We start from the raw sequence: 24,298 nt of genomic DNA, 5'->3' as shown, positions 1-24,298 counted from the left end.
GCATGCGCGCCACGGTGTACTGCGAAGCCAGGCGAATGAAGTCGGCAGGACTGAGGACGTCCATCCAGGTCGAATTGAACGCCACTTCGGTTTTGGCCGGATCGAGGATCTTGAATACCTGAGCCTTGTAGGTCTCGGCATTCTCGAGCACTTGCTCGCGGGTCAGTGGTGGGCGCGTGGCGCTTTTGCCGCTGGGGTCACCGATGGAGCCGGTGAAGTCGCCTATAAGGAAGATGACCTGGTGACCCAGTTCCTGGAACTGCCGCAGCTTGTTGATCAGCACGGTATGACCCAGGTGCAGATCCGGAGCGGTGGGATCGAAGCCTGCCTTGATACGCAGAGGCTGACCGCGCTTGAGCTTCTCGACCAGTTCGGATTCGACCAGCACCTCTTCAGTGCCGCGCTTGATCAGCGCCAGCTGCTCTTCAACAGACTTCATATAGGGTCCTACAACGCTCAGATTCAAAGGGGCCAACGATACAAGATCACGGGTCAAATACAAGGCGCGAGCACAGATGTGACTCATTGGCGCCAAGCAAACGTCTGCGAGCTTGCTTTGGAGGGGTTTTGGTTATATTTTATACAGTTATTTCATCTTCATCATGTCATTCATCTCATCTTTCCATCTTTAAAAGTCAAAAAATCACCTATGACCAAGCAACCGCCTAAAGCGCCGCCGCTTTATCCGAAGAGCCACCTCGTGGCTGCCAGCGGCATAGCCGCCCTCCTCAGCCTTGCCTTGCTGGTGTTTCCTTCCAGCGACGTAGAAGCAAAACGCACCACCACGAGCCTCGACATGCCGGCCCCCATGGAGCAGCTCAAGGACGCCGAACAGGACGCTCCCATCGCTCCAGTCGCCGAACAGGCTGCCCCCGCTCCTTTCGCCCAAATCGAAACCTCCGCCTCGACAGACATTGAGCAAGCCGCACAGCCAACGGTGACGCCTGCAACCCCGATCGCAGCCACCAAGGAAGTAACCACTGCCAAGGAAGTCGCTGCTGCCAAGAAAGAGCCTGGGCATCGCCAGGTTGTGGTAGCCAAAGGCGATACGCTTTCCACCCTGTTCGAGAAAGTGGGCCTGCCCGCTTCGACCGTGGCTGAAGTGGTAGGCAGCGACAAGAAGGCCAAGCAGTTCACCCAGCTCAAGCGCGGGCAACTGCTGGAATTCGAGCTGTCGCCGGAAGGCGAATTGCTCAGCCTGCACAGCAAGGTCAGCGATCTGGATACGATCAGGCTGACCAAGGCCAGCACTGGCTTTGCCTTCGAGCGTGAAACCAGCAAGCCGGTCACACGTGAGGCCTATGCACATGGCGTCATCAAGAACTCCTTGTCGCAGTCCGCGGCACGCGCAGGGCTGTCGCACAGCCAGACCATGGACATGGCCAGCATCTTTGGCTACGACGTGGACTTCGCCCAGGATATCCGCCAGGGCGACGAGTTCGACATCATCTACGAGCAGCGCGTACTCAATGGCAAGGTGATCGGTACCGGCGGCATCCTTGCCGCGCGCTTCACCAACCGCGGCAAGACCTATACCGCAGTTCGCTATACCAACAAGCAGGGCAACAGCAATTACTACACGGCCGATGGCAACAGCATGCGCAAGGCGTTCATCCGCACACCGGTGGATTTCGCCCGCATCAGCTCGCGGTTTTCGATGGGCCGCAAGCACCCGATCCTGAACAAGATCCGCGCGCACAAAGGCGTGGACTATGCAGCGCCGCGCGGTACGCCGATCAAGGCTGCCGGTGATGGCAAGGTCACCCTGGCCGGTCGTCGTGGCGGCTACGGCAACACCGTCATCATCCAGCACGGCAACAGCTACACCACGCTGTACGGGCACATGCAGGGCTTCGCCAAAGGCATCAAGACCGGCGGCAGCGTCAAGCAGGGTCAGGTGATTGGCTATATCGGCACCACCGGCCTGTCCACCGGGCCGCACTTGCACTACGAGTTCCAGGTCAACGGTGTACACGTCGATCCACTGGGTCAGAAGTTGCCGATGGCCGATCCGATTGCCAAGGCCGAGAAACAGCGCTTCAACCAGCTGAGCCAGCCATTGATGGCGAAGATGGATGTGGAGCGTACGACCCTGCTGGCGAGCAAGCGCTGAGTCATGGCGTACTACCTTGGGGTGATGTCTGGCACCAGCCTGGATGGACTGGACATTGCCCTGATCGAGCAGGATCTATCCACTCGGCTTGTCGCGACACACTACGTACCCATGCCTGCGACACTGCGCCAGCAGCTCTTGGAGCTGTGCGCCAGCGGACCGGATGAAATCGCCAAGGCCGCCCTGGCAGAAAACCAGTGGGTAGCACTGGCAGCCGAGGGCATCTCGACGCTGCTGGCGGGACAGCAGCTCGCCGCCAAGGACATTCGTGCCATCGGCAGCCATGGGCAAACCGTGAGGCACGAGCCTGCACGTGGTTTCACCGTACAGATTGGCAACCCTGCCCTGCTGGCAGAGCTGACGCAGATCACTGTCGTGGGCGATTTCCGCCGCCGCGATGTGGCGGCGGGTGGCCAAGGTGCACCGCTGGTACCGGCCTTCCATGAGGCGCTGTTCGGTGCCGAAGGTGAGGCGCGTGCAGTGCTCAACGTGGGCGGGTTCAGCAATCTCAGCCTGATCGGTGGAAATCAGCCGGTCAGTGGCTTCGACTGCGGACCTGGCAATGTGCTGATGGATGCCTGGATTCACCTCAAGCGTGGCCAGGATTACGATCGGGCGGGTGCTTGGGCAGCGTCCGGCACGCTCCAACCGGACTTGTTGAACGTCCTGCTGAGCGATCCTTTCTTCGCTGGCAGCGGGCCAAAAAGTACCGGTCGCGAGGTGTTCAACCTGGGCTGGCTGCAGCGACACCTCGCCGCGCTGCCTGCGCTCGACGATGCTGACATTCAGGCAACGCTGCTCGAGTTGACTGCACAAAGCATCGTGCACTCGCTGCGCGTTGCCCAGCCGACCACTCACGCGCTGCTCGTGTGCGGTGGCGGTGCTCACAACCAGGCCTTGATGACGCGACTGGCGGCTTTGTTACCGAGCACGCAGGTCGGCAGTACCGCGACTGCGGGTGTGGATCCAGACTGGGTCGAAGCCATGGCGTTCGCCTGGCTGGCCGATTGCTGCCTGCAAGGCATTGCGGCCAATCGGCCAAGCGTGACCGGCGCACGCGGCTTGCGCGTGTTGGGCGCTATCTACCCTGCCTGAAACGTGAAACCTGAAATGAAAACGCCGTGCATTTGCACGGCGTTTTTCATGGACGGTTGGTCAGATCGAGAAGGACTGACCGCAGCCGCAGGTGGTACTGGCGTTGGGGTTGTTGATGACGAACCGCGAACCTTCCAGACCTTCCTGGTAATCGACCTGTGCGCCGGCCAGGTATTGGAAGCTCATGGGATCGACCACCAGGCTGACGCCTTCGCGCTCGACGATGGTGTCGTCTTCGGCAACGTCTTCATCGAAGGTGAAGCCATACTGGAAGCCCGAGCAGCCGCCGCCGGTGACGAAGACGCGCAGCTTGAGGCGATCGTTACCCTCTTCATCGACCAGGGTCTTGACCTTGATGGCAGCCCCTTGGGTGAATTGCAAAGCCATGGGGGTAAAGGATTCGACGCTCATGTAGAAGTTCTCCCGGCGTACGCCGTCATAATGCTCAATGGCGGCATTATCCTCTTCTCCTACGAAAATGGTCAAGAATTAGCCAGTGGCTAAAGCAAAGAGGCCCGCAATGCGGGCCTCTGGGCGATGCTGCGGAAATGGTCAGGGCAGCATGCCGGCGTGGGACAGACCGAAGCGTTCGTCCAGACCGAACAGGATGTTCATGTTCTGCACGGCTTGGCCCGACGCGCCTTTGACCAGGTTGTCGATGACCGAAAGCACGACCACCAGGTCGCCACCCTGGGGGCGGTGCACGGCGATGCGGCAGACGTTGGCGCCGCGCACGCTGCGGGTTTCGGGGTGGCTGCCGGCCGGCATGACGTCGACGAAGGGTTCATCGGCGTAGCGCGCTTCATACAGGGCCTGCAGATCGACCGTTTTGTCGACGACCGTGGCATACAGTGTGGAGTGGATGCCGCGGATCATGGGCGTGAGGTGGGGGACGAAGGTCAGACCCACCTCGCCACCGGCGGCGCGACGCAGGCCTTGGGTGATTTCGGGAAGGTGACGGTGCCCCTTGACCGCATAGGCCTTCATGCTTTCGCCAGCTTCGCAGAACAGTGAACCTACGCTGGCGCCGCGACCCGCGCCACTGACGCCCGACTTGCAGTCGGCGATCAGACGCGTGTTGTCGGCCAGTCCAGCCTCGAGCAGCGGCAGGAAGCCCAGCTGGGTGGCCGTCGGATAGCAGCCTGGCACGGCGATCAGGCGCGCCTGGCGGATCTGCTCGCGGTTGACCTCGGGCAAGCCATAGACGGCATCGGCCAGCAGCTCGGGCGCACCGTGCGGCTGACCGTACCACTTGGCCCATTCATCGGCATCCTGCAGGCGGAAGTCGGCGGACAGGTCGATGACCTTGGTACCCGCCGCCAGCAGCTCGCCGGCCAGGGCGTGGGCGACACCGTGGGGCGTGGCGAAGAACACTACGTCGCAGGCACCCAGGGTCTTGATGTCCGGGACGCTGAACGCCAGGCCGTCGTAGTGACCGCGCAGGTTGGGGTACAGGTCGGCAACCGGCAGGCCAGCCTCGGATCGGGAGGTGATGACCTCTACCTGCGCCTGCGGATGCTGCGCCAGCAGACGTAGCAGTTCGACTCCGGTGTAACCCGTGCCGCCGACGATACCGACCTTGACCATACACTGCCCTCTTCACGATGCGACTGGAAAGCCTTCGATGATAGGGGCCTGGGGCTTGAGTCACAACCGTTGAGATGACGCGAACGCCGACAGACTCTACTATCGACGCTACCGTGAACCTGAGAAGACCGAAAATGCTTTATCTATGGATCAAGGCTCTGCATATCGTCAGCGTTGTCTGCTGGTTTGCCGGGTTGTTCTACCTGCCTCGCTTGTTCGTCTACCACGCGCAGAGCGAGGACACCGTCAGCCGCGAACGCTTTGCCGTCATGGAGCGCAAGCTTTACCGCGGCATCATGACCCCGGCGATGATCGCCACGTTCGTCTTCGGTATCTGGCTGATTGCACTGTCGCCGGGCTGGATGAGCCAGGGGTGGATGCATGCCAAGCTGACCCTGGTCATATTGCTGACCGGCTACCATCACGTGTGCGGCGCGCAGATGAAGCGCTTCGCACGTGGCGAGAACAAACGCAGCCATGTGTACTACCGCTGGTTCAACGAAATTCCAGTGCTGATCCTGCTGGCTGTGGTGATCCTGGTGGTGGTCAAGCCGTTCTGAGGCCTGCACACGCAGCGCGCTCAAAGCGGGTGCGCCCTGTAGACTGTCCATATGAAACCGCGCCAGCTTGCCTGGCGGGGGTATGGAGAATGAGATGACCCGTTATGCCATGATCACAGGCGCGTCGGCAGGCCTGGGCCTGGCCATGGCCGAAGCCCTGGCCAGGCGTGGCCGCAGCCTGCTTCTGGTGGCGCGCCAGCGTGACCAGTTGGAAATCATTGCCGCTGAATTGACCCAGCGCTTTGGTGTGGAAGTATTGTTTCGGGCCTGCGACCTGGGCGAACCCCTGCGCTTGTCGGGCTTCCTGCTCGAACTGGAAGAGAGCGAACGCCAGATCGACCTGTTGGTGAACTGCGCGGCCGTGCGCTCCTATGGACACTTCCTGGCCCAGGACTGGAGCCAGGAACAAGACCTTATCGAACTGAACATTCTGGCCCTCACCCGCCTCTGTCACGCCCTGGGTAATGCCATGGCCGTGCAGGGTGGCGGGCAGATTCTCAACGTTGCCTCGTTGGCCGCGTTCCAGCCCGGCCCGTGGATGAGCAGCTATGCAGCCAGCAAGGCCTACGTGCTGCATTTTTCCGAAGGGCTGCGCGAGGAACTCAAGCAGACCGGGGTCAAGGTTTCGGTGCTGTGCCCCGGGCCGGTACGCTCGAGCCAGCGGCGGATTCCGCGCCTGACGGACAGCTCCCTGGTGCTGGATGCCGAGCAGGTGGCGCTGCACACGGTGCGGGCGCTGGACCGCAATCGTGCGGTGATCGTGCCCGGACGGCGCAATGCGTGGCTGGCCAGGGCGGCGCGCGTAGGTTCGCGCTGGCTGACGCGCATCGTGAGCGGACGGGTCAACAAAGCCTTTGCCCCTCATTGAGGCCCGCAAGGCTGGGCGCTGGGCACAAGCCTCAGTACACTGAACCTTCGACTGCCATGGAGATGCATTGTGGATACTTTGTTTACCAAGATCATCAACCGGGAGATTCCGGCCAGGATCATCTACGAGGACGACCAGGTACTGGCCTTCCACGATATCGCGCCACAGGCGCCGGTGCATTTTCTGGTCATCCCGAAAAAAGCCATCCGCACGCTCAATGACTTGACCGAAGACGACAAGGGCCTGGCTGGACATATCCTGTTCACCGCCCAGCGGCTGGCCAAGGAGCTGGGTTGCGAGGAAGGCTTCCGGGTGGTCATGAACTGCAACGAACTGGGCGGTCAGACCGTCTACCACATACACATGCATGTGCTGGGGCAGCGCCAGATGAACTGGCCGCCCGGTTAAGCGATCTTCGTGCAAGACATGGCCAGGCGCCGTGCTTGTACGCCAACATGCAGGCCAGGTTTTCAACGGAGGTGCCCCATGGCAACCCAGCGTCACTACTCGCCCATCGATCGATTGCTGCTGCAGGCCGACACGGCCATGCGCACCCTGCTGCCGTTCAGCGGTCATCCGTCGCGACCGTCGCCAGCCGTGGTCCAGCCCGAGGTGACGATGGACAAGCAACAGAGCCGGCACGTGGCTGGGCTGATGCGCATCAACCACACCGGCGAGGTCTGCGCGCAGGCGCTGTACCAGGGCCAGGCGCTGACCGCGAAGCTGCCTCAGGTGCGCAAGGCCATGGAGCATGCGGCAGAAGAGGAAGTGGACCACCTGGCCTGGTGCGAACAGCGCATTCGGCAATTGGGCAGCCACACCAGCGTGCTCAATCCGCTGTTCTACGGGATGTCGTTCGGCATCGGTGCGGCGGCAGGCATCATCAGCGACCGAGTGAGCCTGGGCTTCGTGGCGGCGACCGAGCACCAGGTGGTCAAGCACCTGGACGAACACCTGCTGCAGCTGCCTGCCGAGGACGCCAAGTCGCGGGCGATCCTGGCGCAGATGCGCAGTGATGAACAAGCCCATGCCGAATCGGCGCTTGACGCTGGCGGGGCGCGGTTTCCGGCACCGCTGCGCTTTGGCATGAGTTTGCTGGCCAAGGTCATGACCAAGAGCACCTACCGCATTTGAAAGTGTGCGGCAGGTAGGACAGGGGCGCTCGATGAGCGCCCTTTTCATTTGTTCTTGAAGTCAGCCCAGTTCGACGATTTCGTAGTCATGGGTGATGTCCACGCCAGCGCGACCCAGCATGATGGATGCGGAGCAATACTTCTCGGCCGACAGTTCCACTGCACGTTTGACCTGGGCTTCTTTCAAACCGCGGCCCTTGACCACGAAGTGCAGGTGGATCTTGGTGAAGACCTTGGGGTCTTCGGTGGCGCGTTCGGCTTCCAGGAAGGCTTCGCAGCTTTCGATGGGTTGGCGCGATTTCTTGAGAATGCTGACGACGTCATAGTTGCTGCAGCCACCCAGGCCCAGCAGCAGCATTTCCATCGGGCGCACGCCCAGGTTGCGACCGCCGCTTTCGGGAGGTCCGTCCATGACCACGACATGGCCGCTGCCCGATTCGCCCAGAAACATGGCCTCGCCGGCCCACTGAATACGCGCCTTCATCTTTCCGGACTCCCGTGTTCATAAAGCGGGTGAGCTTAACACAGCCCACCTGTAACAATTCGCGAGACCCTGGCGCTCGAATCGCAAGTCCGGCAGTCTAAATGGCGTGTGACCCCACTAGGTGTCTGATAAGCTGACGCCAATGTACTGGCGTATCGCCGTGATCTATGCAAGATCGATTGCCCTTTCCGGAACCAAGCCATGACCGCTGCCGCGCACAAGATCAAGAACCTCGAAAAGCTGCTCGCGCAGGGTCAGCGTTATCGGTTTGCCGCCAAGACCACCTTGATCGCCGCCGGTGCGCGGGATGACACGCTTTCGCTGATTCTCAAAGGCTCGGCGACGGTGGTGATCGAAGCGGAGGAAGGTCGGGAGTTGGTAATTGCCTACCTTAATGCCGGCGATTTCTTCGGTGAGCTGGGGCTGTTTCAGTCAGCCAGCGGCACGCAGCCACATAATGCGCGGGTGCGCGCCAAGACCGAATGCGAAGTCGTGCAGATCAGCTATTCCGCGTTTCGCGAGTTGGCCCAACAGGACCCGGACATGCTCTACGCCGTGGGTGGGCAGATGGCGCAGCGCCTGCGCGACACGACGCGCAAGGTCGGCGACCTGGCGTTCTTCGACGTGACCGGACGGGTGGCTCGGTGCCTGCTCGATCTGTGCAAGCAGCCCGACGCCATGACCCATCCCGACGGCATGCAGATCAAGATCACCCGTCAGGAAATCGGCCGGATCGTGGGCTGCTCCCGGGAGATGGTCGGCCGCGTGCTCAAGGATCTGGAAGAACGCAGCGTGGTCCATGTGAAAGGCAAGACCATGGTGGTGTTCGGCACGCGCTGACAGCGAGGGTTCAGACCAGGGCCGTCAGCATCCGAGTATAGACAGCGTACAGCTCGTCGATCAGGTCTGGAGCAGGGTGGCGCTCGTGCAGCGCGATATGGCTGGCGGCCTTGACCCGGTCTTCCAGACCGCACCGTTGATTGAACAGATTGACGGTGGCCGCCATGGCTTCGCGCTCATCCTCCATCAACATCGCCCCGTGCACCAATACCACTGGGCGCGTACCGCTCAGGCCCTGGCGCCAGCGTTGCGCCGTGCCCACCCATTTGCGCCCGTCGAGATTGACGTTGAAGCGGCCGTCGCAGAAGGCCCCTTCTATTTCACCCAACGACGCGCTGCCACCGAGTCGTTCGAGGGCATCGAGCAAGGGCTGGCACAGCCGGCGGTAGGCCGTTTCGATACGGTGCTGATCGCCTTCATGCTGCGGGGCGACATACACCAGGGCGACGTTGATGGTCGATGGCGATTGTGGCACCGGTTCGCCGCCGGTCTCGCGCAGCAACACCGGCCAGCCGCTGGCGGCCGATGCCAGGCTGGCCTGTTCGAAGCCCTCGAGGCGGCTCATGCGTCGCGGCATGACCAGGGTGCGGTCGGTGGGGCACCAGAACAGCAGGCCCCACGCCTGCTCACCCCTGCAGACACTGCCCAGCAGATCCTGCTCGGCGCGCAAACCCTGTTCCGTAGGCAAATGCTGAAGCATGGGGCGAGACTCGTGCGTAGTGAAGGCCAAGACGGCCGTTGGATCAGGGGAAGAACAGGCGCTGTAGCTCCGTGCCTGGATCTTCGGCGCGCATGAACGCTTCGCCGACCAAGAACGAGTAGACCCCGTTGATTTCCATGAGCTGAACATCGGCACGGTTGAAGATGCCGCTCTCGGTGATCACCAGGCGATCGCGCGGGATACGCGGCAGCAGATCGAGTGTGGTTTCCAGGCTGACGTCGAAGGTGTGCAGGTTGCGGTTGTTGACGCCGACCAGCGGGGTGTCCAGGGTTTTCAGTGCGCGCTCCAGCTCATCGCCGTCGTGGACTTCGACCAGCACGTCGAGGCCGACGCCTTTGGCCACAGCGGCGAGCTCGGCCATCTGCGTATCCTGCAGCGCCGAAACGATCAGCAGGATGCAGTCGGCACCCAATGCACGTGCCTCGACCACCTGATAGGGGTCGATCATGAAGTCCTTGCGGATGACCGGCAGCTGGCAAGCACTGCGGGCCTGCTGCAGGTACAGGTCGGCACCCTGGAAATAGTCGATGTCGGTCAGCACCGACAGGCAGGTAGCCCCGCCCTTCTGATAGCTGCTGGCGATGTCGGCGGGCACGAAGTGTTCGCGGATGACCCCCTTGCTGGGCGAGGCTTTCTTGACCTCGGCAATGACTGCCGGGCGCTTCGAGGCGGCCTGGGCGATCAAGGCCTGGGCAAAACCACGCGGCGCATCGGCTGCGGCGGCAAGGCGCTCGAGTTCGGCCAGGCCGACTCGCTCGCGACGCTCGGCCACTTCCTGGGCTTTGCGCGCGAGTATGTTCTCAAGAACCGTAGGCACGCTCATGCTTCGTTCTCCTGCTTGAATACGGCGGTGAAGGCACCCAGTTCCTCGAGCTTTTCACGGGCCAGGCCAGTGTGCAAGGCATCGTGGGCCATGGCCACGCCTTCTTTCAGGCTGCTCGCCACGTCGGCTGCGTACAGCGCTGCGCCGGCGTTGAGCACGATCATTTCGGCAGCCTTTTCGCCTTGCTCGGTCTTGCGCCGCCCCAGTGCGTCGCGAATCAGTTCCAGGGAAGCCGCCGGGCTGTCGACCACGAGCCCGTGCAAGCTTTGGCTCCTGATGCCCAGATCTTCAGGCTCGACCCAGTACTCGGTCACCTCGCCATCCTTGAGTTCGGCGACGAAGGTCGGCGCGGCCAGGCTGAATTCGTCCAGGCCGTCGCGCGAGTGCACCACCAGTACATGCTTGCTGCCCAGGCGCGCCAGCACTTCGGCGAGCGGACGGCACAGGGCCTGGGTGAACACCCCGACTACCTGATGCTTGACGCCAGCAGGGTTGGTCAGCGGGCCGAGCATGTTGAACAGGGTTCGCAGTCCCAGGTCGCGGCGCGGAATGGCCGCGTGCTTCATGGCGCTGTGATGGGCCTGGGCGAACATGAAGCCGATGCCGACGCTGTCGATGCAACGGGCCACCTGAGTGGCGTCCAGATTGAGGTAGACGCCGGCAGCTTCGAGCAAGTCGGCACTGCCGCTCTTGCCCGACACTGCGCGATTGCCATGCTTGGCCACGGTGCAGCCAGCCGCCGCGATCACCAGCGCCGAGGCGGTGGACACGTTGAAGATGTTGGCGCCATCACCACCGGTGCCGACGATGTCGACCACCTTGTCCAGGGTGCGCAGTTCGACCTTGCTCGCCAGTTCGCGCATCGCCGTCACGGCGCCGACGATCTCGTCGATGGTCTCGCTTTTCATGCGCATGCCCATCATGAAGGCGCCAATCTGCGCTTCGCTGCATTGGCCGGTCATGATGTCGAGCATTACCGCGCGCATTTCCTCGGTGGTGAGGTCCAGCTGGCTGACGATACGGGTCAGCGCGCTTTTGATATCCATGGAAATTCCTTAGCCCTGGCGGCTGCCGCCGGTCTGCTTGAGAAAGTTGGCGAACAGCTCGTGGCCTTGCTCGGTCAGGATCGATTCGGGATGGAACTGCACACCCTCGACGTTCAGGGTCTTGTGCCGCAGGCCCATGATCTCGTCTACCGTGCCGTCTTCGCGGGTGGTCCAGGCCGTCAGTTCCAGGCACTCGGGCAAGGTCTGAGCCTTGACCACCAGGGAGTGATAGCGGGTGACCGTCAACGGATGGTTGAGGCCTTCGAATACGCCCAGGTCGGTGTGGGTGATCGGGCTGGTCTTGCCGTGCATGACTTGGCGAGCGCGTACCACGTCGCCGCCGAACGCCTGGCCGATCGACTGGTGGCCCAGGCAGACGCCAAGGATGGGCAGCTTGCCGGCGAAGTGCCGGATCACGTCGAGGGAGACACCGGCTTCGTTGGGTGTGCAGGGGCCGGGCGAGACGACGATGCGTTCCGGCGCCAGGGCTTCGATTTCGGCGATGGTCAGTTCATCGTTGCGGATGACCTTGACGTCGGCGCCGAGCTCGCCCAGGTACTGGACGACGTTGTAGGTAAAGGAGTCGTAATTGTCGATCATGAGCAGCATGGGGCTTAACCTCTCGAATCTGCTGACGGACCACCGGTTGGCTGCAACCGGTGGACACTGGCTTGCCGGGTCCGGTATCAGTCTGGCGCTTGCTCGGCTAGGGCCACGGCCTTGAACATGGCGCGACGCTTGTTCAGCGTCTCTTCCCATTCCAGGGCCGGCACCGAGTCGGCCACGATGCCGCCGCCGGCCTGCACGTGCAGCTCGCCGTTCTTGATGACCGCAGTGCGGATGGCGATCGCGGTGTCCATGTTGCCGTTCCAGGCGAAGTAGCCGACCGCACCGCCGTAGACACCGCGTTTGACCGGTTCCAGCTCGTCGATGATTTCCATGGCGCGGATCTTCGGCGCACCGGACAAGGTGCCTGCCGGCAGGATCGCGCGCAGCGCGTCCATGGCAGTCAGGCCCTGCTTGAGATGGCCGGTCACGTTGGACACGATGTGCATCACGTTGGAGTAACGTTCGATGACCATCTTTTCGGTCAGCTTCACCGAACCGACCTCCGATACCCGGCCCACGTCGTTGCGGCCCAGGTCGATCAGCATCAAGTGCTCGGCGATTTCCTTGTCATCCGACAGCAGGTCGACTTCCAGCGCATGGTCGGCTTCTTCGGTCGCGCCACGTGGGCGCGTTCCGGCGATTGGCCGTACGGTGATCAGGTCGTCCTCGACCCGCACCAGCACCTCGGGCGAGCTGCCGACCACGTGGAAATCGCCGAAGTTGAAGAAGTACATGTAGGGCGTTGGATTGAAGCAGCGCAGCGCGCGGTACAGATCGATCGGCGCGGCCTTGAAGTCGATGGACATGCGCTGCGACGGCACCACCTGCATGACGTCGCCCGCCAGGATGTACTCCTTGATGGTGTCGACAGCGGCTTCGTAGTCGGACTGGGTGAAACTGGAACGAAACACCGGGTCACCAGCCTGCGGGCGATTGAAGTCCAGCCCGCGGCGCGGGGCGATGGGCTGACGCAGGCGTTCCATCAAGGCGTCGAGCTGGCCGCGGGCCTGCTCGTAGGCATCCGCCTGGGCTGGATCGGCCAGGACGATGGCGTGCATCTTGCCCGCCAGATTGTCGAACACCACCACGGCGTCGGAGACCATCAGCAGGATGTCCGGAACGCCCAGCGGATCCGGATTCGGACACTGGCCCAGGCGTTTCTCGACGTAGCGCACGCAGTCGTAGCCGAAATAGCCCACCAGGCCGCCGTTGAAGCGTGGCAGGCCAGCGATGGTCGGCACGTTGTAGCGCGCCTTGAAGGTCTCGACGAAGGCCAGGGGGTCTTCGACTTCGCAGGCTTCGATCTCGATGCCGTCACAGGTCACGCTGGCATGGTAGCCGTGGACGCGCAGGACGGTACGGCACGGCAGGCCGATGATCGAGTAACGGCCCCACTTCTCGCCGCCCTGCACCGATTCCAGCAGATATGAATTGGGCTGGTCGGCGAGTTTCAGGTAGATGGACAGCGGGGTGTCGAAGTCGGCCAGGGTTTCGTGGGCCATCGGGATACGGTTGTAGCCTTCGGCAGCCAGGCGCAGGAATTCTTCGCGGGTCATGATTCAGCCTCGTGATGGAGGGGTCGAACGGTCTGTGGGCAAACGCTGGAGCAGGAAAGTCAGGCGCGCCAACGCCAGCGGGCCAGGGCCTTGATGACTTTCATCCAGAGTTTGCGAGTGACCACCACGATGGAATCTCTATGAGCGGGGGAGTTGCCGTGGGCCAACGTTATCCCAGTGGCCGGATCGAAGCAACCAGGCATCAGCGCGCGCAGATCGTCGATGACCAGCGCCGGTGATTCCTCGGCGATCGGCCGGCCATGGTTGTAGCCGTAGCTAAGCGCGATACAGGTCACGCCGGCGGCCTTGGCGGCTTGCACGTCGCTGCGCGAGTCGCCGATGAACAAGGCGTGCTGCGCCTTGACCTTGGCCATTTTCATGACGAACAGCAAGGCTGCCGGATCGGGCTTCTGCTGGGGCAAGGTGTCGCCGCCGATGATCCACTTGAAGTAGCGCCCCAGGCCCATCTGATCCAGCAGGGGCGCGACGAAGCGTTCCGGCTTGTTGGTGATCAGGGCCATCTTCACGCGCTTCTTGTGCAGCCACTTGAGGGTTTCGTGCACGCCCGGGTACACCTGGGTCAAGGCGTGGTGTGCGGCGTAGGCCGCCGAGAACAGCTCCAGGGCGTGCTCGGTTTGCGCCTCGTCGATGTGCGCGTGATCGAAGCTACCTGCAAGGGCGCGGCGAACCAGCACGCGGGCACCGTTGCCGATCCACTCGCGCACCGCTTCAATTCCAGCCGGCTCGCGGCCCATTTGGGCCAGCATGGTGTCGACGGCGGCAGCCAGGTCGGGTACCGAATCCACCAGGGTGCCGTCCAGGTCGAACATCACCAGGCGCGGCAGGTTGCCGGGAAACAGCCGCTCCAGGGCGCTCATGAGCGGGCCAGCGTCAATTCCGTGCGCATTTGCTCGATCACATTGCGGTAGTCGGGCGCATTGAAGATGGCCGAGCCGGCAACGAAGGTGTCGGCACCGGCTGCAGCAATCTCGCGAATGTTGGCCACGTTGACGCCGCCGTCGATTTCCAGGCGGATGTCGCGCCCGCTGGCGTCGATCAGGGCGCGCGCTTCGCGCAGTTTGTTCAGGGTGCCGGGAATGAACTTCTGGCCGCCGAAACCAGGGTTGACGCTCATCAACAGGATCATGTCGACCTTGTCCATGACGTATTCGAGCAGGTTCAGCGGGGTGGCCGGGTTGAACACCAGGCCGGCCTTGCAGCCGCCTTCGCGGATCAGTTGCAGCGAGCGGTCGATGTGCTGGGTCGCTTCGGGATGGAAGGTGATGTAGCTGGCACCTGCCTCGATGAAGTCGCCGATGATGCGGTCGACGGGGCTGACCATCAGGTGGACATCGATGGGCGCGCTGACGCCGTACTTGCGCAGCGCCGCGCAGACCATCGGGCCGATGGTGAGGTTGGGGACGTAGTGGTTGTCCATCACGTCGAAGTGGACGATATCGGCGCCGGCGGCGAGCACGTTATCGACTTCCTCACCCAGGCGGGCGAAATCCGCAGAGAGGATGGACGGGGCAATTGCGAAGGGCTGCATGGCGCACCTATTCAGGCTGGAATCACGGTGGCGCGCATTGTAGCTCAGCTGGGATGAGCGGGCGAACAAGCCCTGTCAAACCGCAGCGGTACGCAGTTTTTCGCTGCGCCCGCGCAACCATTCCAGCACCAGCAGCAACAACACCGAGAAGACGATCAGCAGGGTCGCGGCGGCGGCGATGGTCGGGCTGAGGTTTTCGCGGATGCCGCTGAACATCTGCCGGGGCAAGGTGGCCTGCTCTGGGCCCGCCAGGAACAGGGTCACCACTACCTCATCGAACGAGGTGGCGAAGGCGAACAGCGCGCCGGAAATCACGCCGGGGGCAATCAACGGCAGGGTCACCCGGCGGAACGTGGTCACCGGCGAGGCACCGAGGCTGGCCGCGGCCCGTACCAGGTTGTGGTTGAACCCCTGCAGCGTCGCCGACACGGTGATGATCACGAAGGGTACGCCCAGCACCGCGTGCACGACGATCAGCGAGAGAAAACTGTTGCCCATGCCCAGCGGGGCGAAGAACAGATAGCTGGCCACGCCGATGATCACCACCGGCACCACCATCGGCGAGATGACCAAGGCCATCACCAGGGATTTGCCGGGAAAATTGCCGCGGGTCAGACCGATGGCCGCCAGGGTGCCGAAAATCATGGCAACCACCGTGGCCGCCGGGGCGATGATCACGCTGTTGCGCAACGCGCGCATCCATTCTGCCGAACCGAAGAAATCCTGGTACCAGTGCAGCGAAAAGCCCTGCAGCGGATACACCAGGAAGCTGCCCGAGTTGAACGACAGCGGGATGATCACCAGCACCGGCAGGATCAGGAACAGCAGGATCAGGCCGCAGAGGATGCGCAGGCTGTAGAACCACACGCGCTCGATGGGCGAAAGGTAAGGGCTCGTCATGACAGTACTCCTCAGCTCAGGCGCAGGCGGCTGGCGCCGACCAGCCAGCTATAGATCAGGTACAACACCACGGTGGCCAGTAGCAGCAAGCCGCCCAGAGCGGTCGCCATGCCCCAGTTGATGCTGGTGTTGGTGTAGAAGGCCACGAAGTAGCTGACCATCTGGTCGTTGGGGCTGCCGAGCAGCGCCGGCGTGATGTAGTAGCCGATGGCGAGAATGAAGACCAGCAGGCAGCCAGCACCGACACCGGCGTAGGTCTGCGGAAAGTACACACGCCAGAAGCTGGCGAACGGATGACAGCCCAGGGAAATGGCAGCGCGCATGTAGGTGGGCGAAATGCCCTTCATCACGCTGTAGATGGGCAGGATCATGAACGGCAGCAGGATGTGCACCATGGAGATGTAAACGCCGGCGCGATTGAACACCAGTTCCAGCGGCTTATCGATGATGCCCATGGCCATCAATGCGCTGTTGATCAGGCCGCCCGATTGCAGCAGCACGATCCATGCAGCGACGCGCACCAGGATGGATGTCCAGAACGGCAGCAGCACCAGAATCATCAACAGATTGCTCTGCCGGGTCGGCAGGTTGGCCAGCAGGTAGGCCAAGGGGTAGGCCAGCGCGAGGCAGATGGCGGTGATCACCAGGCCCATCCAGAACGTGCGGGCGAAGATGTCCAGGTAGATGGCCTGATCCGGCGTGGCAGGTGCCACCTCGCCCAGATCATCGATGCGGTGATCGACTGCGGCCAGCAGGTAGAACGGGGTGACGGCGCTGGTGTTGCGGCGGATCGCCTGCCAATAGGCCGGGTCGCCCCAGCGCTCGTCGAGTGCCTGCAGCGCTTCCTTGTAGGAAGCCGGCTCGGTCTGGAACGGCAAGGCGCGAGCGGTTTTCGCCAGCAGGCTGCGGTAGCCGGCCAGTTCCATGTTCAGGCGCTTGGACAGATCGCCCAGGCTTTGATTCTTGCGTGACTCGGCAAGGTCCTCGGCCAGCGAGCGATACACCGGCTCATCGGGCAAGCCTTTGCCGTCCCAGGCGGTGACGGCGGCCACGGTACGCGGCATGCCTTCGACCACCTCGGGGTTGCCGACGCTTTTGTACAAGAGCGCCGCGATGGGCACCAGGAAAACCAGCAGCAGGAACAGCACCAGGGGTGCGATCAACGCCTGGGCTTTCCAGCGGTTGAGTCGTTCGGCCCGGGACAGGCGCTGTTTCAGGGTGAGGCTGGCGTCCTGTTTGAGAGGCACTGCGACGGCCATGGTCAACTCCGCGAATCATTCAGGTCGAAAGAGGCGCGCCCGGCAGGCGCGCCCAGGGTGCCGTGACGCGTATTACTTGGCCGCCCATGCATTGAAGCGTTGCTCGAGTTGCTCGCCGTTATCGGCCCAGAAGCTCACATCGATCTGCACCTGATTGACGATGTTATCCGGCGTGGTCGGCATGTCCTTGAGAATGTCCTTGTTCAGCAGCGGTACGGCCTGGGTGTTGGCAGGGCCGTAGGCGATGTTCTCCGAATAGGTCTTCTGCTGCTGTGGCGCGACCGACCAGGCGATGAACTTCTTGGCGGCCTCGACATTCTTGGCACCTTTGGGAATGGCCCAGGCGTCGAAGTCGTAGATGCCGCCGTTCCAGACCACTTTCAGGTTGCTCTCCTTCTGCACTGCAGCGATGCGCCCGTTGTAGGCCGAACTCATGACCACGTCGCCCGAGGCCAGGTATTGCGGTGGCTGGGCACCGGCTTCCCACCACTGGATACTGGGTTTGAGCTCATCGAGCTTCTTGAAGGCGCGGTCCTGGCCGGCCTTGGTGGCGAGCACCGAGTACACGTCCTTGGGTGCGACGCCGTCGGCCATCAGGGCGAATTCCAGGGTGTACTTGGCGCCCTTGCGCAGGCCACGCTTGCCGGGAAACTCTTTGGTGTTCCAGAAATCTGCCCAGCTGGACGGTGCGGTCTTGAGTTTGTCGGCGTTGTACGCCAGCACGGTGGACCAGACGAAGAAGCCGACGCCGCAGGGTTGGATGGCGCCTTTGACGAAGTCGTCCTGCTTGCCGAACAGGGCCGGATCGAGCTCTTCGAACATGCCTTCGTCGCAACCGCGGGACAGCTCGGGCGACTCGACTTCCACCAAGTCCCAGGACACGCTCTTGGTGTCGACCATGGCTTTGACCTTGGCCATTTCGCCGTTGTATTCACCGGCGATGATCTTGCCGGAACCGGCCTTTTCCCACGGTTCGTAGAACGCCTTGACCTGGGCAGCCTTGTTGGCCCCGCCGAAGGACACCACGGTCAGGTCGGTAGCGGCCAGCGCTTGGCCGGCCCAGAACAGGCCGAGTGCAAGCCCGGTCAATTTCAAGTGCTTGAGCATTTAATCGTCTCTCCAAGTGCATGTGGGTCAAGCGCGGGGCGATGGGTTCGCCTCTGATCGTTTGCGTACGGTTGCAACAACTTCTGCGATACACCTTTTGCGATGAAGCCTTCACTGCTCCAATAACGGGTCCAGAGCGCGGGCATGCTCCAGGGGCCAGCCCAGCGGCACCACATCGCCCACGGCCAAGGCCGGGTCGAGCTGGGCGATGGGCTGCTTGACGAAGAAATCGGTCTTGCCACATACCTCGAGGCGGACACGTACGTGGTCGCCCAGGTAGATGAATTCGGCCACGCGCCCCGAGAAACGATTGATGCACTCGCCGCTGTGGCCGTTGAGGCGAACCCGCTCGGGACGAATGGACAAGGTCACCGGGGCGCCCACCTGGCCGACATTGATCGCCAGCGCCTCGACCTTTTCCCCGCGTGGCAGCTCGACGATGCAACGCTCGCCATCACGGCTGAGCAGGCGTCCGTTGATACGGTTGTTCTCGCCGATGAAGTTGGCGACGAAAGTGTTCTTCGGCTCTTCGTAGAGCGCACGCGGCGGGGCGATCTGCTGGATCTCGCCTTGATGGAACACGGCCACGCGGTCGGACATGGTCAGGGCTTCGCCCTGATCGTGGGTCACGTACACCACGGTCACGCCCAGGCGCTGGTGCAGGTGCTTGATCTCCATCTGCATGTGCTCGCGCAGTTGCTTGTCCAGCGCACCCAGGGGTTCGTCCATGAGCACCAGTTGCGGTTCGAAGACCAGGGCGCGGGCCAGCGCCACGCGCTGCTGCTGGCCGCCGGACAATTGCGCCGGATAGCGCTGGGCGAACGCATCGAGCTGGACCATGCCGAGCACGCGTTTGACCCGCTCGCTGATGTCGGTCTTGCTCAGACCGCGCACGGACAGCGGGAAGGCCAGGTTTTCCGCCACGGTCATGTGCGGAAACAACGCGTAGTTCTGGAACACCATGCCGATGTCGCGTTTGTGCGGCGGCACATGGTTGATCGAGCGGCCGGCCAGCTGGATTTCACCTGCAGTAGGGGTTTCGAACCCCGCCAGCATCATCAGGCTGGTGGTCTTGCCGGAACCGGACGGGCCGAGCAGCGTGAGGAACTCGCCCTTGCGGATGTCCAGATTGAGGTCTTTGACGATGAGGTTTTCACCGTCATAGCTTTTTTGCACGCCACGGAAGCTGACCAGGATCTCGTCCGACTTTGCGCTTGCCTCGCTCATGCCCACACCTTCGTTGAATGACTGCCGTGGGTGCAAGCCTAGAGAAGGCTGCAGCCCTTGCAAATCGGGGGCTGGGAGAGATTTCCATGGGCAATGTGGAAGATTGTGGGTAGGGATTGCCCTACACAGATGTCGCCCTTGAGCATGGGCAAGATGCATTAGAGCGGCTGGATGGCAGGAACCTGGGTTTGGTGGTCGTTTTCAGACCAGCTTGTGCTCCATGGCGTACTTCACCAGCTCGGCCAGCGAAGCCACGTTGAGCTTGTGCATGAGGCGCGCCTTGTGGGTGCTGATGGTCTTGCTGCTCAGCGCCAACTGCTGGGCGATGTCATTGACGTTGGCGCCTTGGGCCAGGCGCTCGAACACCGAGAACTCGCGCTCTGACAGCGAGGCATGGAGTGGGCGGGCATCGGTGAGGCCGACTTCGAAAACCATGCGGTCAGCCAAGGCTGGGTCGATGTAGCGTCCGCCCGCTGCCACTCGACGGATGGCGGTCAGCAGCAGAGCCGGATCGCTGTCCTTGGTGGCGTAACCGGCCGCGCCGACCTTCAATGCGCGAGCGGCCATCTGCGCCTCGTCGTGCATGGACAACACCAGAATGGCCGGCGGATGGCTCAAGGCGCGGATCCGTGGAATGGCCTCCAGACCGTTGACGCCGGGCATGGAGATGTCCAGCAGGACCACGTCGCAAGGCGTGCAGCGCAAGATGTCCAGCAACTGCTCGCCGTTGCCCGCCTCGCCTGCCACCACCAGGTCCTTGGCCAGGGCAAGCAATTGCTTGATGCCTTCACGCACGATGGTGTGGTCTTCGGCCACCAGCACTCGAATCATCGGGCTACTCTCCGGAAATCGGTTCGACGGTACGGTCATTCGACGGCACAGTCTCAGTCTCAGTCTCAGTCAACGGCACGGTGACGGTCAGGGCCGTGCCCTCCCCCAGTTGGCTGCTCAGTTCGAGCCGCCCCCCGAGCATCAGCACCCGTTCACGCATGCCGACCAGGCCAAACGACAGCGGGCTCACCCGCGCCGGGTCGAAGCCGCAACCGTCGTCGACGATCGACAGGTGCAGGTCATGCCCTGTCTGGCTCAGGTCAATTTGCACAGTATGCGCCTGGGCGTGGCGAATGACATTGGTCAGCGCCTCTTGCAGGATGCGGAAAAGACCGACTGCCTTGGCGTCGTCCAGCGCGGGCAGTTGCTCCGGGACGCTGACCAGGCAGGGGATCTGGGTGCGTTCTTCGAAGCGATGGGCTTGCCATTCGATGGCCGAGGCAATGCCAGCGTCCAGGATCGGTGGACGCAAGGCGGTGGCGACGTCGCGCACCTGCTGGAACAGCTGGGCGATCAGGCGCTTCATGCTGTTGAGGCGCTCGCGCAGCCCGCTGTCGAGGTCGGCGTAGGCGAGTTCGCACATGGATGTTTCCAGTTTCAGCACCGTAAGTATCTGCCCCAGCTCGTCATGAACTTCCCGAGCAATGCGCGCCTTTTCTTCTTCGCGCACAGTTTCCAGATGCGCCGATAGCTCGCGCAGCTGGGCTTCGCTGTGTTGCAGCGCAGCCAGGGCGCGGCGCCGTTCGGTGACGTCGGTGAGGTAGACCACCAGGTATTCGGCTTCGCGAAAGCGCAGGAAGCTCAGCGAGACGTCGGTGGGCAGGATACTGCCGTCGGCCCGCACGCACTGGGTTTCGAAGGTTTGCGCAGCGTCTTCGCTGGTCCGCGCCAGCCGCCACAGGTTCAGCCAGCGATCCATGCTCAGGCCCGGTTCGAAGTCGACCAGGGGCTTGTCCACCACGGCGCCGGTGCCGTAGCCGAGCATGCGCTCGGCGGCACGGTTGGCGTAGCGCACATGGCTGTCCCAGTTCACCCAGAGAATGCCGACGGTGCTTTGTTCGATGGAAAACTGATTGACCCGCAAGGCCTCCTCGCTCGCCGTACGTTGTGCCAGGTCTTCTCGGGCTGCCAGCAGTTGCCGTTCCAGGGCATGGACCTGGCGGCGCTGCCAGATCAGCGAGACGACGCTGACCACTGCGATCAGCGCCAGCAGCAGACACAGGTTCTGCCAGAACCCCCGGGACTCGCTCAGGCGTGCAGACTGGGGCTGCAACCAACGCTCGTGCAGCCGTTCCAGGTCCCTGGCGGGCAAGGACTCCAACGCTGCGGTGACGATGTGCGCCAACTGCGGCCAGTCACGCCGGGTTGCCACCCGCAGCAGTTGGGGATAGCCGATGTCGCCGACCACCATCAAGCTGTCGAACTCGGCCTCGCGGGACAGTCGACCCCACTGCGCCTCGTCCACCACGGCATAGCGTGCCTGCTGGCTGAGCAGCAACTGCAAGGCTTGGCGCTCCAGTGGCACTCCTTGCAGGTTGAGGTCGCTGTAGGTGTTGCGCAGATAGTCGGCCACGGCGCCAGGCATACGCACGGCCACCCGGTCGATGGGGGACAGTTTCTCCAGGTCGATCGCGATCTCGCCGTTACGCTCGCCGACCAACAACTGCGGCACGCGCAGGTAGGGGTCGGAAAACTGCCACAGCTTCAATCCCGCAGGCGTTTGCGCCAGACCCGGCGCCAGGTCCACTTCGCCCGCGCGCAAGCCCTGCTCCAGGGCCGCCTGGTCGGTGTAGTTGCGCCAGGTCAACTGCGCTTGCATGGCGTTGGCCAGCCAGTTCATCAGGTCGACATTGACGCCGGACAACTGACCCAGGCGACGGTCCAGTTGCGCATAGGGCTGTTGCAGCACCAGCCCTACACGCAAGGTGCGGTGGGCGTCCAGCCAGTGGCTCTGCTCGGCATCGAGAGGCAGTTTCGGGCTGGGCACGGCAGAAGCGCCGTGCACGAGCAGTGGCAGGCACAACCAGCCCAGCAGGGAAAGGCGGCGCAGCAGTGAGCACATTTCGGTATGAACGACCTTTGCGTGAATGGCACTAAGCTTTAGGCTTCGGATTTCGACCGGCCTGGAGATTATCCGCGAGAACGGGATCACCTGTCAGATTGCGTTGATGGCAGCCCTACCCTCACCGGTATCAAGGAAGCGAATCATTCATTCGGACGCAAAGCATTTGAAAGGGAAGCACCGATGAAAGTTGTTCGACTAAGCGCTGTCTGCCTGGCACTGCTCGTTCCCCTGCACGGCGTTGCCCTGGCCGAAGAGGCCGCGCCTGCCAAGGAGGCCGCGGATGTTCGCCAGCCTTTGCTGGAGCGAAGCGTGGAAGATGCGCAAGCACTGGAACGTCAGTTGCCCGCCAGCGAACAGCAGCAGTTGCAGGCTGGCAGCGACGAGTTCCTGTCGTTGTGGCGCCCGGCCAATACCGCGGATGCTCAGGGCACAGTGATCATCGTGCCGGGCGCGGGGGAAAGCGCCGACTGGCCCCAGGGTGTGGGGCCGTTGCGGCGCAAGCTGCCGGATGCCGCGTTCAACAGCCTGAGCCTCAGCCTGCCAGACTTGGTCAGCCAGATGCCTTCGGCCCGGCCAGCGGAGAAGCCGCCGCTGCCGGTGACCACTGAAACTCAGGCGACGCCGCCGGATGCCGGAGCAGGGGTAGAAAAGGCCACTGCGCAGGATGCCGACACGGCCAGCACTGAAGTTCAGTTGCAAGACCCGATGCAGGTAGACGCCGAGCGCATCTTCGCGCGCATCGAGGCGGGTATCGCGTTCGCCCAGCAGCACAATTCACGCAGCATCGTGCTGCTGGGGCACGGCAGCGGCGCCTACTGGGCGACCCGCTACATGGCCGAGCGGCAGCCGGCGCACGTCCAGAAGCTGATGCTGGTGGATACCCGCACACCGGACAACGCGCCCCAGCAGATCGACGAACTGGCCGCGCTGCTCAAGGTACCGACTACGGATATTTTCTACAGCGATCGTCAGGCGGCAGCGGCCGCCGCGCAACTGCGCCTGCAGGCAAGCAAGCGGCACAAAGGTGTGACGTATTCCCAGGTGTCGCTCAAGTCGCTGCCGGACAAGGCCGCACAGGCCGAGCAACTGTTCAGGCGGGTCAAGGGCGCATTGAGCGCGCAGTAGGCGACTGCGCGATCGCTGCCCGATCCGCCTGCTAACGCAGGTCGCGGCGCTCGCGGATCAGGCTGTAGGCGTTGTGCAGCTCGCGGGTACGGTCGGTCGCTTCGCGAATCTGCGCCGGAGTCGCACCGCCGCCCACCAGCTTGTCGGGATGATGACGGCTCAGCAGACGCCGGTAGGCGCGCTTGATCTGGTCGGGTTCGGTGGTCGACGAAACGCCGAGCAGGCGCATCGCTTCCTCGTAGGCGCCGCCACGCTTGGCCACTGGCTTGTGACGCGGCTCGTAGTCCTGCCCCAGCCCCTGCACACGCGCCGAAGACCAGCCCAGCCACTTGCCCCAGGTGACCACCAGCTCGCGCTCGGCGGTCCCGGCCTGACCATCGGCCCAGACCATCCGCCAACAGGCACGCAACACACCCTCGGCCGAATTGGGTTGATGCTTGAGGCGCAGCAAGTGGCCGCGCAGCTGATCGCCGCCTGCCTTGCCTCGGTTGAACGCACCGATGGCGCGTCGACGTGCCTGTTCGTTGAGGTTCAGCGAGCGCATCTCCAGGCGCGCCTGCTGGATATGCGCCGCCAGCACCTGCCCTTCGGCCTTGGCCACTCGGCCCAGGAGCACGAACAACAGCTCTTGGTCGCGCAGCACCGACTTGCCCTTGAGCCTGTCCTTCAGCTCACCCCAGGTCTGCAACCTGAGGTGTCGATCCAGCGCCTGACCGAGCACCAGGCCCAGCAGCGCCCCTGGAATGTCAGCGACGGCATAACCTGCTGCCGCGCCGACTACCGTGGTGGGCCACAACATA

Annotated in this window: 26 protein-coding genes (1 of these 26 only partly in view); 8 read left to right on the top strand and 18 right to left on the bottom strand. The window is 63.0% G+C overall.

Going from position 1 to position 24,298, the window contains the following annotated elements; all coding sequences use genetic code 11:
- On the bottom strand, window positions 1–439 hold the 5' portion of the coding sequence (gene tyrS, locus LT40_RS18235) for a tyrosine--tRNA ligase (protein WP_043192507.1). 761 nt of this gene lie to the left of the window's left edge; the window shows 439 of its 1,200 coding nt (coding positions 1–439); the start codon lies at window positions 437–439; the stop codon falls past the left edge of the window.
- Between the two features lie 210 nt (window positions 440–649).
- On the opposite strand from tyrS, the gene LT40_RS18230 reads away from it, so the two are divergent.
- Window positions 650–2,113, top strand: a complete 1,464-nt coding sequence (locus tag LT40_RS18230; protein WP_043192505.1) for a peptidoglycan DD-metalloendopeptidase family protein — start codon at window positions 650–652, stop codon at window positions 2,111–2,113.
- 3 nt (window positions 2,114–2,116) lie between these two features.
- Complete coding sequence (locus tag LT40_RS18225; protein ID WP_043192503.1) at window positions 2,117–3,208, top strand: anhydro-N-acetylmuramic acid kinase; 1,092 nt, start codon at window positions 2,117–2,119, stop codon at window positions 3,206–3,208.
- Window positions 3,209–3,268: 60 nt separating this feature from the next.
- Here LT40_RS18225 and erpA read toward each other — a convergent pair whose 3' ends face one another.
- Window positions 3,269–3,619: an iron-sulfur cluster insertion protein ErpA gene (gene erpA, locus LT40_RS18220; protein WP_043192502.1), complete on the bottom strand. Its 351-nt coding sequence runs from the start codon at window positions 3,617–3,619 to the stop codon at window positions 3,269–3,271.
- 141 nt (window positions 3,620–3,760) lie between these two features.
- On the bottom strand, window positions 3,761–4,795 hold the full coding sequence (argC, locus tag LT40_RS18215) for an N-acetyl-gamma-glutamyl-phosphate reductase (RefSeq protein WP_043192501.1): 1,035 nt from the start codon (window positions 4,793–4,795) through the stop codon (window positions 3,761–3,763).
- Window positions 4,796–4,929: 134 nt separating this feature from the next.
- On the opposite strand from argC, the gene hemJ reads away from it, so the two are divergent.
- The 4 genes from hemJ to coq7 all read left to right on the top strand — a co-directional run bounded on the left by hemJ (window position 4,930) and on the right by coq7 (window position 7,357).
- Window positions 4,930–5,355: a protoporphyrinogen oxidase HemJ gene (gene hemJ, locus LT40_RS18210; RefSeq protein WP_043192500.1), complete on the top strand. Its 426-nt coding sequence runs from the start codon at window positions 4,930–4,932 to the stop codon at window positions 5,353–5,355.
- A 94-nt stretch (window positions 5,356–5,449) separates the two neighbouring features.
- The gene (locus tag LT40_RS18205; protein ID WP_043192499.1) at window positions 5,450–6,223 is read left to right on the top strand and encodes an SDR family NAD(P)-dependent oxidoreductase; all 774 of its coding nucleotides are present in this window, start codon (window positions 5,450–5,452) and stop codon (window positions 6,221–6,223) included.
- Window positions 6,224–6,292: 69 nt separating this feature from the next.
- The gene (locus LT40_RS18200; protein WP_043192498.1) at window positions 6,293–6,631 is read left to right on the top strand and encodes a histidine triad nucleotide-binding protein; all 339 of its coding nucleotides are present in this window, start codon (window positions 6,293–6,295) and stop codon (window positions 6,629–6,631) included.
- 78 nt (window positions 6,632–6,709) lie between these two features.
- Window positions 6,710–7,357, top strand: a complete 648-nt coding sequence (gene coq7, locus LT40_RS18195; RefSeq protein WP_043192497.1) for a 2-polyprenyl-3-methyl-6-methoxy-1,4-benzoquinone monooxygenase — start codon at window positions 6,710–6,712, stop codon at window positions 7,355–7,357.
- 60 nt (window positions 7,358–7,417) lie between these two features.
- Here coq7 and LT40_RS18190 read toward each other — a convergent pair whose 3' ends face one another.
- Window positions 7,418–7,840 carry an OsmC family protein gene (locus LT40_RS18190; protein WP_043192495.1) on the bottom strand — a complete coding sequence of 141 codons (423 nt, stop codon included), beginning with the start codon at window positions 7,838–7,840 and terminating at the stop codon, window positions 7,418–7,420.
- A gap of 201 nt (window positions 7,841–8,041) precedes the next feature.
- Between LT40_RS18190 and crp the strand changes: the two genes are divergently transcribed.
- Complete coding sequence (gene crp / locus LT40_RS18185; RefSeq protein ID WP_043192493.1) at window positions 8,042–8,680, top strand: cAMP-activated global transcriptional regulator CRP; 639 nt, start codon at window positions 8,042–8,044, stop codon at window positions 8,678–8,680.
- A 10-nt stretch (window positions 8,681–8,690) separates the two neighbouring features.
- Here the strand turns inward: crp and LT40_RS18180 are convergent, their stop codons facing one another.
- From LT40_RS18180 to LT40_RS18120, 13 genes are all read right to left on the bottom strand, one after another.
- On the bottom strand, window positions 8,691–9,380 hold the full coding sequence (locus LT40_RS18180) for a lipoate--protein ligase family protein (protein WP_043192491.1): 690 nt from the start codon (window positions 9,378–9,380) through the stop codon (window positions 8,691–8,693).
- Between the two features lie 43 nt (window positions 9,381–9,423).
- On the bottom strand, window positions 9,424–10,224 hold the full coding sequence (gene trpC / locus LT40_RS18175; protein ID WP_043192489.1) for an indole-3-glycerol phosphate synthase TrpC: 801 nt from the start codon (window positions 10,222–10,224) through the stop codon (window positions 9,424–9,426).
- Window positions 10,221–11,270 carry an anthranilate phosphoribosyltransferase gene (trpD, locus tag LT40_RS18170; protein ID WP_043192488.1) on the bottom strand — a complete coding sequence of 350 codons (1,050 nt, stop codon included), beginning with the start codon at window positions 11,268–11,270 and terminating at the stop codon, window positions 10,221–10,223. The genes trpC and trpD overlap by 4 nt, the downstream gene beginning before the upstream one ends.
- A gap of 9 nt (window positions 11,271–11,279) precedes the next feature.
- Entirely contained in the window at window positions 11,280–11,879 is a 600-nt protein-coding gene (locus LT40_RS18165; protein ID WP_043192486.1) for an aminodeoxychorismate/anthranilate synthase component II, read from the bottom strand.
- A gap of 77 nt (window positions 11,880–11,956) precedes the next feature.
- A complete protein-coding gene (gene trpE / locus LT40_RS18160) occupies window positions 11,957–13,435 on the bottom strand; it encodes an anthranilate synthase component I (protein WP_043192485.1) in 1,479 nt (492 codons plus the stop codon).
- Between the two features lie 59 nt (window positions 13,436–13,494).
- On the bottom strand, window positions 13,495–14,313 hold the full coding sequence (locus LT40_RS18155; RefSeq protein ID WP_043192484.1) for a phosphoglycolate phosphatase: 819 nt from the start codon (window positions 14,311–14,313) through the stop codon (window positions 13,495–13,497).
- Window positions 14,310–14,984 carry a ribulose-phosphate 3-epimerase gene (gene rpe, locus LT40_RS18150; RefSeq protein ID WP_043192483.1) on the bottom strand — a complete coding sequence of 225 codons (675 nt, stop codon included), beginning with the start codon at window positions 14,982–14,984 and terminating at the stop codon, window positions 14,310–14,312. Before rpe ends, LT40_RS18155 begins: the two co-directional genes overlap by 4 nt.
- A gap of 75 nt (window positions 14,985–15,059) precedes the next feature.
- Entirely contained in the window at window positions 15,060–15,884 is an 825-nt protein-coding gene (locus LT40_RS18145) for an ABC transporter permease (protein WP_043192482.1), read from the bottom strand.
- Between the two features lie 11 nt (window positions 15,885–15,895).
- A complete protein-coding gene (locus tag LT40_RS18140; protein WP_043192481.1) occupies window positions 15,896–17,143 on the bottom strand; it encodes an ABC transporter permease in 1,248 nt (415 codons plus the stop codon).
- A gap of 72 nt (window positions 17,144–17,215) precedes the next feature.
- Entirely contained in the window at window positions 17,216–18,250 is a 1,035-nt protein-coding gene (locus tag LT40_RS18135; protein WP_043192480.1) for an ABC transporter substrate-binding protein, read from the bottom strand.
- A gap of 111 nt (window positions 18,251–18,361) precedes the next feature.
- Window positions 18,362–19,477, bottom strand: coding sequence for an ABC transporter ATP-binding protein (locus LT40_RS18130; RefSeq protein ID WP_043192479.1), 1,116 nt, complete (start codon window positions 19,475–19,477; stop codon window positions 18,362–18,364).
- A 201-nt stretch (window positions 19,478–19,678) separates the two neighbouring features.
- Window positions 19,679–20,308, bottom strand: coding sequence for a response regulator (locus tag LT40_RS18125; protein ID WP_043192477.1), 630 nt, complete (start codon window positions 20,306–20,308; stop codon window positions 19,679–19,681).
- Between the two features lie 4 nt (window positions 20,309–20,312).
- Window positions 20,313–22,370: a sensor histidine kinase gene (locus LT40_RS18120; protein ID WP_052393468.1), complete on the bottom strand. Its 2,058-nt coding sequence runs from the start codon at window positions 22,368–22,370 to the stop codon at window positions 20,313–20,315.
- 183 nt (window positions 22,371–22,553) lie between these two features.
- Here LT40_RS18120 and LT40_RS18115 point away from each other — a divergent pair, with 183 nt between their 5' ends.
- A complete protein-coding gene (locus tag LT40_RS18115) occupies window positions 22,554–23,498 on the top strand; it encodes an alpha/beta hydrolase family protein (protein ID WP_043192476.1) in 945 nt (314 codons plus the stop codon).
- Window positions 23,499–23,529: 31 nt separating this feature from the next.
- On the opposite strand, the gene LT40_RS18110 is transcribed toward LT40_RS18115, so the two are convergent.
- The gene (locus LT40_RS18110; protein ID WP_043192475.1) at window positions 23,530–24,297 is read right to left on the bottom strand and encodes a DnaJ domain-containing protein; all 768 of its coding nucleotides are present in this window, start codon (window positions 24,295–24,297) and stop codon (window positions 23,530–23,532) included.
- Between the last annotated feature and the right edge of the window lies 1 nt (window position 24,298).

Origin of the sequence: Pseudomonas rhizosphaerae, assembly GCF_000761155.1 — a bacterium.
Classification (GTDB): domain Bacteria; phylum Pseudomonadota; class Gammaproteobacteria; order Pseudomonadales; family Pseudomonadaceae; genus Aquipseudomonas; species Aquipseudomonas rhizosphaerae.
The sequence above is the reverse complement of the archived record's forward strand: the minus strand, read 5'-3'. Positions and strand labels throughout refer to the sequence as shown.